Below are 10,740 nucleotides of genomic sequence, written 5' to 3'. Positions count from 1 at the left end.
TACCAATTGTTTTAGTGATTGGTTGAATTGACCGGGCTGTCCGCCCCTGTGGGTGGTCTGGTTTTTACAGCTGGTTTCAAATTTTGTGCAGCCTTTTTGTTCCGTTTTCCCGGGGCTTGGGGTTGTGTCTGTTTTACTTCAACGGAGAGTTTGATCCTGGCTCAGGATGAACGCTGGCGGCGTGCTTAACACATGCAAGTCGAACGATGATCCCAGCTTGCTGGGGGATTAGTGGCGAACGGGTGAGTAACACGTGAGTAACCTGCCCTTAACTCTGGGATAAGCCTGGGAAACTGGGTCTAATACCGGATATGACTCCTCATCGCATGGTGGGGGGTGGAAAGCTTTTTGTGGTTTTGGATGGACTCGCGGCCTATCAGCTTGTTGGTGAGGTAATGGCTTACCAAGGCGACGACGGGTAGCCGGCCTGAGAGGGTGACCGGCCACACTGGGACTGAGACACGGCCCAGACTCCTACGGGAGGCAGCAGTGGGGAATATTGCACAATGGGCGCAAGCCTGATGCAGCGACGCCGCGTGAGGGATGACGGCCTTCGGGTTGTAAACCTCTTTCAGTAGGGAAGAAGCGAAAGTGACGGTACCTGCAGAAGAAGCGCCGGCTAACTACGTGCCAGCAGCCGCGGTAATACGTAGGGCGCAAGCGTTATCCGGAATTATTGGGCGTAAAGAGCTCGTAGGCGGTTTGTCGCGTCTGCCGTGAAAGTCCGGGGCTCAACTCCGGATCTGCGGTGGGTACGGGCAGACTAGAGTGATGTAGGGGAGACTGGAATTCCTGGTGTAGCGGTGAAATGCGCAGATATCAGGAGGAACACCGATGGCGAAGGCAGGTCTCTGGGCATTAACTGACGCTGAGGAGCGAAAGCATGGGGAGCGAACAGGATTAGATACCCTGGTAGTCCATGCCGTAAACGTTGGGCACTAGGTGTGGGGGACATTCCACGTTTTCCGCGCCGTAGCTAACGCATTAAGTGCCCCGCCTGGGGAGTACGGCCGCAAGGCTAAAACTCAAAGGAATTGACGGGGGCCCGCACAAGCGGCGGAGCATGCGGATTAATTCGATGCAACGCGAAGAACCTTACCAAGGCTTGACATGAACCGGAAACGCCTGGAGACAGGTGCCCCGCTTGCGGTCGGTTTACAGGTGGTGCATGGTTGTCGTCAGCTCGTGTCGTGAGATGTTGGGTTAAGTCCCGCAACGAGCGCAACCCTCGTTCTATGTTGCCAGCACGTGATGGTGGGGACTCATAGGAGACTGCCGGGGTCAACTCGGAGGAAGGTGGGGACGACGTCAAATCATCATGCCCCTTATGTCTTGGGCTTCACGCATGCTACAATGGCCGGTACAAAGGGTTGCGATACTGTGAGGTGGAGCTAATCCCAAAAAGCCGGTCTCAGTTCGGATTGGGGTCTGCAACTCGACCCCATGAAGTCGGAGTCGCTAGTAATCGCAGATCAGCAACGCTGCGGTGAATACGTTCCCGGGCCTTGTACACACCGCCCGTCAAGTCACGAAAGTTGGTAACACCCGAAGCCGGTGGCCTAACCCCTTGTGGGAGGGAGCTGTCGAAGGTGGGACTGGCGATTGGGACTAAGTCGTAACAAGGTAGCCGTACCGGAAGGTGCGGCTGGATCACCTCCTTTCTAAGGAGCACCTACAGATTGTTCGTGCCGTGTATGCGGTGCGGGGGTTTGTCAGGAGTACAGCCCGTTGCGCAGACGCTAGTTCTGCGGCGGGTGCTCAAGGGTGGAATATCAACGAATAGCGGCTGCCGGTTCTTTCCGGTGCTTAGTACGGTTCCTCTTTGCGGGGGTTCCTGGAAGGGTGCTGGTGGGTGCGGGTGGTTTAGTGTTTGGCACACTGTTGGGTCCTGAGGCAACAGGGCCGTGGTCTTGCCCTTTTTTTGGGGTGGGGTTGCGGGTTTGTGTGTTTCTGGTTTCCTGGCTGCACCGGTCATGCATGTTGTGTGTGTGGGGTGTGTGGTTTGGGGTTGTTGTTTGAGAACTACATAGTGGACGCGAGCATCTTTTATAAGAAGCAATTTCCAAGAATATGAACCTGGATCTGTTGTGCTGTCTTTCGGGATGGTGCAGTGGTTTTCGTGGTTCTCTCGAAAATTAGCGTTTTTGATCTTTTGTGGTCAAGTTTTTAAGAGCACACGGTGGATGCCTTGGCATTAGGAGCCGAAGAAGGACGTAGGAATCTGCGATAAGCCTGGGGGAGTCGATAACCGGACTGTGATCCCAGGGTGTCCGAATGGGGAAACCCCGCCGAGCGCGCGAGTGACTCGGTGACCCGCATCTGAACACATAGGGTGCGTGGAGGGAACGCGGGGAAGTGAAACATCTCAGTACCCGCAGGAAGAGAAAACAATAGTGATTCCGTTAGTAGTGGCGAGCGAACGCGGATCAGGCTAAACCGTTCCATGTGTGATAGCCGGCGGGCGTTGCATGGTCGGGGTTGTGGGACTTTCCATACCAGTTCTGCCGGGCTGGTGGGGTGTGATGTGCAGGCATAGGTGAACGGTTTTGAAAGGCCGGCCAGAGAGGGTGTTAGCCCCGTAACCGTAATGTTGTGTACCGCCTGTGAGAGTATCCCAAGTAGTACGGGGCCCGAGAAATCCCGTGCGAATCTGTCAGGACCACCTGATAAGCCTAAATACTCCCTAATGACCGATAGCGGACCAGTACCGTGAGGGAAAGGTGAAAAGTACCCCGGGAGGGGAGTGAAACAGTACCTGAAACCGTGTGCTTACAATCCGTCGGAGCAGCCTTGTAGCTGTGACGGCGTGCCTTTTGAAGAATGAGCCTGCGAGTTAGTGTTACGTCGCGAGGTTAACCCGTGTGGGGCAGCCGTAGCGAAAGCGAGTCTGAATAGGGCGTTGCAGTGGCGTGATCTAGACCCGAAGCGAAGTGATCTACCCATGGCCAGGTTGAAGCGACGGTAAGACGTCGTGGAGGACCGAACCCACTTCAGTTGAAAATGGAGGGGATGAGCTGTGGGTAGGGGTGAAAGGCCAATCAAACTTCGTGATAGCTGGTTCTCCCCGAAATGCATTTAGGTGCAGCGTTGCGTGTTTCTTGCTGGAGGTAGAGCTACTGGATGGCTAATGGGCCCTACAAGGTTACTGACGTCAGCCAAACTCCGAATGCCGGTAAGTGAGAGCGCAGCAGTGAGACTGTGGGGGATAAGCTTCATAGTCGAGAGGGAAACAGCCCAGACCACCAACTAAGGCCCCTAAGCGTGTGCTAAGTGGGAAAGGATGTGGAGTTGCGAAGACAACCAGGAGGTTGGCTTAGAAGCAGCCATCCTTAAAAGAGTGCGTAATAGCTCACTGGTCAAGTGATTCCGCGCCGACAATGTAGCGGGGCTCAAGTACACCGCCGAAGTTGTGGCATTCAAATATTAGCTAAGCCCTTGTGGTTCAGGCGTTTGGATGGGTAGGGGAGCGTCGTGTGGGCGGTGAAGTCGCGGTGTAAACCAGCGGTGGAGCCTACACGAGTGAGAATGCAGGCATGAGTAGCGAAAGACGGGTGAGAAACCCGTCCGCCGAATGATCAAGGGTTCCAGGGTCAAGCTAATCTGCCCTGGGTAAGTCGGGACCTAAGGCGAGGCCGACAGGCGTAGTCGATGGACAACGGGTTGATATTCCCGTACCGGCGAAAAACCGCCCATGCTGAACAGGGGATACTAACTGCCCGAGACCTGCCTGACACCCCTTGTGGGTGAAGGGTTTTGGTGGAGCGCAGGACCTGATCCTGGGAGGCAAGCGTATTAACAGGTGTGACGCAGGAAGGTAGCCGAGCCGGGCGATGGTTGTCCCGGTCTAAGGATGTAGGGCGAACGGTAGGCAAATCCGCTGTTCATGATGCCTGAGATCTGATGGGACCCCCGTTTGGGGGGATTCGGTGATCCTATGCTGCCGAGAAAAGCATCGACGCGAGGTTTTAGCCGCCCGTACCCCAAACCGACACAGGTGATCAGGTAGAGAATACTAAGGCGATCGAGAGAATTATGGTTAAGGAACTCGGCAAAATGCCCCCGTAACTTCGGGAGAAGGGGGGCCCCAACCTTGAACACCACTTGCTGGTGGGAGGGGATCGGGGCCGCAGAGACCAGGGGGAAGCGACTGTTTACTAAAAACACAGGTCCGTGCGAAGTCGCAAGACGATGTATACGGACTGACTCCTGCCCGGTGCTGGAAGGTTAAGAGGACCGGTTAGCCGCAAGGCGAAGCTGAGAATTTAAGCCCCAGTAAACGGCGGTGGTAACTATAACCATCCTAAGGTAGCGAAATTCCTTGTCGGGTAAGTTCCGACCTGCACGAATGGAGTAACGACTTCCCCGCTGTCTCAACCATAAACTCGGCGAAATTGCAGTACGAGTAAAGATGCTCGTTACGCGCAGCAGGACGGAAAGACCCCGAGACCTTTACTATAGTTTGGTATTGGTGTTCGGAGTGGCTTGTGTAGGATAGGTGGGAGACGTTGAAGCCCGGACGCCAGTTCGGGTGGAGTCATCGTTGAAATACCACTCTGGTCACTTTGGACATCTAACTTCGGCCCGTAATCCGGGTCAGGGACAGTGCCTGATGGGTAGTTTAACTGGGGCGGTTGCCTCCTAAAAAGTAACGGAGGCGCCCAAAGGTTCCCTCAGCCTGGTTGGCAATCAGGTGTCGAGTGTAAGTGCACAAGGGAGCTTGACTGTGAGAGAGACATCTCGAGCAGGGACGAAAGTCGGGACTAGTGATCCGGCGGTACATTGTGGAATGGCCGTCGCTCAACGGATAAAAGGTACCTCGGGGATAACAGGCTGATCTTGCCCAAGAGTCCATATCGACGGCATGGTTTGGCACCTCGATGTCGGCTCGTCGCATCCTGGGGCTGGAGTAGGTCCCAAGGGTTGGGCTGTTCGCCCATTAAAGCGGTACGCGAGCTGGGTTTAGAACGTCGTGAGACAGTTCGGTCCCTATCCGCTGCGCGCGCAGGAAATTTGAGAAGGGCTGTCCTTAGTACGAGAGGACCGGGACGGACGAACCTCTGGTGTGTCAGTTGTACTGCCAAGTGCACCGCTGATTAGCTACGTTCGGATGGGATAACCGCTGAAAGCATCTAAGCGGGAAGCTCGCTTCAAGATGAGATTTCCATACACCTCGTGTGTGAGAGGCCCCCAGCCAGACCACTGGGTTGATAGGCCGGATGTGGAAGCGAGGACTAACGACTCGTGAAGCTGACCGGTACTAATAGGCCGATAACTTACACCACACACCACACCCGTGAAACCGGTTCAAAAGCGGTTCCACACCAGGGTTGGTAAAAAGAAAAATCAAGACTGCTTGCGTCCACTATGTGGTTCCCAAACAACAAACCAAACGTTGTCGGGGAACACCAACTGAATAACAACACCACCCTGCCCCTTACACGGGCAGGACAGCATGTTGTAACCACAACACTTCCCACCCCCGGGTCACACCCGGGCGGACGGGTAACAAGGTTACGGCGGTCATAGCGTGGGGGAAACGCCCGGTCCCATTCCGAACCCGGAAGCTAAGACCCACAGCGCCGATGGTACTGCACCCGGGAGGGTGTGGGAGAGTAGGTCACCGCCGGACAACCATTAGGTCGAGGCCCCAACCACCAGGTTGGGGCCTCCCGCATTTAAACACCCACCCCACACCAAACAGACAACACCACACCCCCGTCCCCCGCCGGGACCCTCTCGCACTTAACGCCCCCTCCCGCCGGTACCCTCTCGCACTTAACGTCCCCTCCCGGGGTACCCTCTCGCACTTACCCGGCCCGCCCGCCGTCGACCACCAGGACCAAACCGCGAGAGCACCCCCAAAAAACTCCCCATCAACTGCGACAGCGTCACAGAAAAACCCACATCAACTGCGAGAGCGTCCGCTGGCGGCTGAATCCGGGGCGAAAAACCCTGAAAATCCGGTGATTAACCTCAAAAAGTCGCGGAAACACGCGGAATTTGCGGAACGCGGAGGCCCAAGCTGGTAAGTTTTCGAACAGTGGCTTGTACGCATGCCGCGTATAGGCTCCAGAATCATGACCGTCCAGGAGGACATAAATGGCTAAGAACCGTAGTGAACTTGTTGCAGAGGTAGCTGGCAAGGCCGGCACCAGCCAGGCAGCCGTCAACTCCGTCCTCGACGCACTGTTCGAGGTTTTCGAGACTTCTGTCGCAGCGGGCGAGAAGATCACCATCCCGGGCTGGCTCGCCGTCGAGCGTACCGACCGCGCTGCACGCACCGGCCGCAACCCGCAGACGGGTGAGACCATCCAGATCGCAGCAGGCCACAGCGTCAAGCTGACCGCCGGCTCCAAGCTGAAGGCTGCAGTCTCCAACAAGAAGTAGGCTTCTTCCTCCCCGGCACGCAGCCGGAGCGGACAAGGAGCGGCAACCACCAGGTTGCCGCTCCTTTTGCCTTTAAGCCGATTCGCGGCCCGGGCAGGCGTAGCGGACAATGGAATGGTGTCTTCTGCCGCAAAACCACGTTCCACCCGGCCCCCGTCCGCTCCCGGCAAGGGAGCACGGGGAAACGGTGCGCCGGCAGGGGACAGCGGTGCCTTGGGGATCTCCCGGACATGGCAACTGGCCGGGCTGGCCGCCCTCTTCCTGGGCCTGGCAGCGGCGCTCGTCTTCTCCGGGGCTGCCGGCGCCAGGGCAGTCTCTGATCCTGGAGCGCTTGTCCGTTGGGGACTCCCCGTCAGCAAGGCAATCCACAATGTTTCGCTGGCCACCGTCATCGGCGGCCTGGTCTTCGCCGTCGGAATCCTTCCCAGGAACGCGGGGCCCCGCAGCCGGAGCAAAGAGGGCAGTGAGGCACCCGAACACCCAGCCTTCAGCCGCGCCCTGACGGTAGCTTCCGCCGCAGGTGCAGCGTGGACGTTGTCCGCCATCGCGGTGCTGGTCCTCACTTACTCTGATGTTGCCGGACAAGGTCTCTCCGGCGACGCCGAGTTCACCCAGGCCTTGGTCTACTTCATGACGGATATCGAGACGGGACGGGCCTGGCTGGCCGTCACCATCATCGCCGCAGTCGTGACAACAGCCCTGTTCGGAGTGCGGTCCCTCGGCGGCCTGGCACTGACCCTGATCCTCGCCCTGGCTGGCCTGGTACCCACGGCCCTGATCGGCCACTCTTCCAGCTCGTCTGACCACGAAGGCGCCATCAACTCCCTGGGCCTGCACCTCGTGGGGGTCAGCACCTGGGTGGGCGGCATCATCATGCTGGCCCTGCTGTCCGGAATCCTGACCGGCCCCAAAGCCGCAGCTTCCGTCGACATCACGGAACCCACGCTCCGCCGTTTCTCGTCGCTCGCGGGCTTCGCCTTCATACTTGTGCTCGCGTCCGGCATCATCAACGCAAGCATCCGGGTCACGAACTGGGCCGACCTCTTCGGTTCGCCCTACGGCCAGCTCATCCTGGCCAAGGCGACGGCCACCCTGGTCCTGGGCGGAATCGGGCTCATGCACCGGCAGTGGGTGATCCCCCAGCTGGGCCGGAAGGGCTCCACGATGTCCTCGCGGCGTGTCCTTTGGCAGCTGGTCCTGGCGGAATTCCTGGTGATGGGAGCAACGTCCGGTGTCGCCGTCGCGTTGGGCCGGTCGGCCCCTCCGGAGCCCACAACCTTCGCGCCCGATGCCACGCCGGCCTTCATCCTCACCGGGTACGAGCTTCCCCCGGAACTAACGCCCGAGCGCTGGCTGACAGAGTGGCGCCTGGACTGGCTCTGGATAGCCGCCGCGCTGTTCGGGCTCGTGTCCTACCTCCTCGGCGTGGCCAAGATCCACCGGCGCGGTGACAAGTGGCAGTGGTTCCGCACCGTGAACTGGGTCATTGGCCTGATGGTGCTCACCTACATCACCTCCGGGCCGCCGTCGGTCTATGGCCGGGTGCTGTTCTCCGCGCACATGGTGGACCACATGGCGCTGACCATGGTGGCGCCGATCTTCCTGGTGCTGGGGGCGCCCGTGACCCTCGCACTGCGGGCCCTGCCTGCCCGGGGAGACGGCTCCCGCGGGGCGCGTGAGTGGCTGCTGGTGTTCGTCCACTCGAAGTTCTCGCAGCTGGTCACCCACCCGCTCTTTGCCGCTGCGAACTTCGCCGGCTCCATTGTGCTGTTCTACTACTCGGACCTTTTCGGCTTCGCCATGCGCGAGCATGTGGGCCACGAGCTGATGATTGTGCACTTCCTGCTGACCGGGTACATCTTCATCCTGAGCATGATCGGCACCGACCCCCTTCCGCTCAGGGCGCCGTACCCCATGCGGCTCGTCCTGCTCCTGGCCACCATGGGCTTCCACGCGTTCTTCGGCGTGGCCATCATGGGCGGGACCAACCTGCTGGCCGCGGACTACTTCGGGAACCTGGGCAGGGCCTGGGGCCAGTCGGCCCTCGCAGACCAGCAGACCGGCGGCGCCGTGGCCTGGGGCATCGGCGAGGTGCCCACGCTCCTGGTGGCGATCGGCGTCGCCATCATGTGGTCCCGGTCGGACGCGCGGGAGACCAAACGGGTGGACCGGGCGGCGGACCGGAATAATGACGCCGATCTCACCGCTTACAACGATATGTTTGCCAAGTTGGCTGAACGCGATGCCAAGCTGGCTGAACGAAACAAGCTGGAAGGACGCTGATGAGCGAAACCGTACGCACCCATGCCCGGGTCCGGGCCTCCGAACTGGTGGGCCGTAACTGGTTGAACACCGGCGGCAAATCACTGGACCTTGAATCCCTCCGCGGCAAGATCGTGCTGCTGGACTTCTGGACCTTCTGCTGCATCAACTGCCTGCACGTCCTGGACGAGCTGCGGCCGCTGGAGGAACAGTACTCCGATGTCCTGGTGACAGTGGGCGTCCACTCGCCCAAGTTCGAGCACGAGGCTGATCCCGTGGCCCTGGCCGCCGCCGTGGAACGCTACGAGATCCACCACCCCGTCCTGGACGATCCGGAGCTGGAGACCTGGAAGGCCTACACCGCGCGGGCCTGGCCCACCCTGGTGGTCATCGATCCCGAGGGCTACATCGTGGCGCACCTCTCCGGCGAAGGGCACGCGGACGGCCTGGCCGTGCTGATTCCCGAACTCATCGCCCAGCACGAAGCCAAGGGGACCCTGCACCGCGGTTCCGGCCCCTACGTGGCCCCCGAACCCACGTCTGGCACCCTGCGCTTTCCCGGCAAGGCGCTCTTCCTCCCGCCGGGCCGCGGTTCAGGCGCCTTGGCGGGAACGTCCGACGGCGGTACTGCGGCGGGTGCCGCGGCCGCCGGTTCCGCGGCAAGGAAGGGCTCGTGGCTGGTCACCGATACCGGCCACCACCGCCTGGTGGAGCTCGGCACCGACTTCCACACCGTCCTGGGCACCTTTGGCTCCGGTGTCAAGGGCTATTCCGACGGCCCGGCCGCCGGCGACACTGCCGTGGCCCAGTTCAACGAACCCCAGGGCCTGGTCCTGCTGCCGGAAGACGTGGCAGCCAAGGCGGGTTACGACGTCGTTATTGCCGACTCCGTCAACCACCGTCTCCGCGGACTGTCCCTCGCGGACGGCAAGGCCTCAACCCTGGCCGGCAGCGGCGTCCAGCGGCTGCTGGAGGCGGGACCCGCGCGCGTGGATGAGGATGCGGCGGGATTCACCGGCGAGCTAGGCGGGCACCCGCTGGATGTTGCCCTGAGTTCGCCGTGGGATGTTGTCTGGTCGCGCAAGCTCAACGCCGTGGTGATCGCCATGGCCGGGACGCACCAGATCTTCAGCTTCGATCCCGTCAGCGGCTCTGTTGCCATCGTGGCCGGCAACGGGCTGGAGGGCCTGCTGGACGGTGCCCCGCACGAGGCCTGGTTCGCCCAGCCGTCCGGCCTGGCCGAGGACGCCGACGGGAACATTTGGGTGGCCGATTCCGAGACGTCCGCCCTCCGCAAGCTGGTGATTGAGGACGACGGCAGCGTCACGGTGGAGTCCGCCATCGGCAAGGGGCTGTTCGACTTCGGCTTCCGGGACGGACCGGCCGCGGAAGCCCGGCTGCAGCACCCCCTGGGCGTGACTGTCCTGCCGGACGGGTCGGTGGCGATCGCGGACACCTACAACGGTGCCGTCCGCCGCTACGACCCCGCCTCGGGCTCGGTGTCAACGCTCGCGCGCGGCCTCCTGGAGCCGTCAGACGTGATTGTTGACCACACGCACTCGGCCGGTTCCGAGCCCCTGCTGGTGGTGGTTGAGGCCAACAAGCACCAAGTGGTGTTCGTTCCCATCCCCAAGGAAGCCCAGCAGGTGGACGAGGGAGCGGTCCAGACCCACCGGCCCAAGAGCCCCGTGGCGCCTGGGCCCCTTGAGCTGACCGTCCGCTTCACTGCCCCCACCGGGCAGAAGCTCGACGACCGCTGGGGCGATCCCACGCAGCTGAAGATCTCCTCCACCCCGCCGGAGCTCCTGGTGTCCGGCGGCGGAACCTCCGTGGGGCTGCTGCGGACGCTGGAGCTTTCGCCTGATGTGGCCGAGGGCGTCCTGCACATCACCGCCCGGGCTGCTGCCTGTGACGGCCCCGAGACCGAGGACGGCGAAATCCCGGACCACGCCGCCTGCCACCTCTACCAGCAGGACTGGGGCATCCCTGTGTTGTTGCAGGGCGACGGCGACCGCGAGCTGGTACTGGACCTCCGCGGGATGGACTGACGCGCCGTCGTCGTAATTTAGCTGAAGGCTGCCGTCCGGGACT

General features: G+C 60.8%; 3 protein-coding genes and 3 rRNA genes. All 6 read left to right on the top strand.

The genetic code is table 11. The features are described 5' to 3' along the window. The first annotated feature begins 138 nt into the window (after window positions 1–138). A 16S ribosomal RNA gene (locus C3B78_RS18585) occupies window positions 139–1,661 on the top strand. A gap of 495 nt (window positions 1,662–2,156) precedes the next feature. Then, window positions 2,157–5,282 (top strand): 23S ribosomal RNA (locus C3B78_RS18580). A gap of 230 nt (window positions 5,283–5,512) precedes the next feature. Continuing rightward, window positions 5,513–5,629: ribosomal RNA gene (gene rrf / locus C3B78_RS18575) — 5S ribosomal RNA — on the top strand. Together the 16S, 23S and 5S rRNA genes form the textbook arrangement of a ribosomal RNA operon. Before the next feature lie 470 nt (window positions 5,630–6,099). After that, on the top strand, window positions 6,100–6,387 hold the full coding sequence (locus tag C3B78_RS18570; protein WP_009358243.1) for an HU family DNA-binding protein: 288 nt from the start codon (window positions 6,100–6,102) through the stop codon (window positions 6,385–6,387). Between the two features lie 114 nt (window positions 6,388–6,501). After that, window positions 6,502–8,670 (top strand): cytochrome c oxidase assembly protein, encoded by a 2,169-nt coding sequence (locus tag C3B78_RS18565; RefSeq protein ID WP_104999374.1) that lies wholly within the window; start codon window positions 6,502–6,504, stop codon window positions 8,668–8,670. Further along, the gene (locus C3B78_RS18560) at window positions 8,670–10,697 is read left to right on the top strand and encodes an NHL domain-containing thioredoxin family protein (protein WP_104999373.1); all 2,028 of its coding nucleotides are present in this window, start codon (window positions 8,670–8,672) and stop codon (window positions 10,695–10,697) included. Before C3B78_RS18565 ends, C3B78_RS18560 begins: the two co-directional genes overlap by 1 nt. The last annotated feature ends 43 nt before the right edge of the window (window positions 10,698–10,740 follow it).

Origin of the sequence: Arthrobacter sp. PGP41 (assembly GCF_002953935.1) — a bacterium.
In the GTDB taxonomy this organism is placed as follows: Bacteria; Actinomycetota; Actinomycetes; order Actinomycetales; family Micrococcaceae; genus Arthrobacter.
This window is presented reverse-complemented; position numbering and strand designations above follow the sequence as displayed.

What these genes read in the sequence shown, in the direction of transcription:
- C3B78_RS18560 (WP_104999373.1), top strand. Translation starts at nt 8,670, where the DNA reads ATGAGCGAAACCGTACGCACCCATGCCCGGGTCCGGGCCTCCGAACTG.
- C3B78_RS18570 (WP_009358243.1), top strand. Translation starts at nt 6,100, where the DNA reads ATGGCTAAGAACCGTAGTGAACTTGTTGCAGAGGTAGCTGGCAAGGCC.
- C3B78_RS18565 (WP_104999374.1), top strand. Translation starts at nt 6,502, where the DNA reads ATGGTGTCTTCTGCCGCAAAACCACGTTCCACCCGGCCCCCGTCCGCT.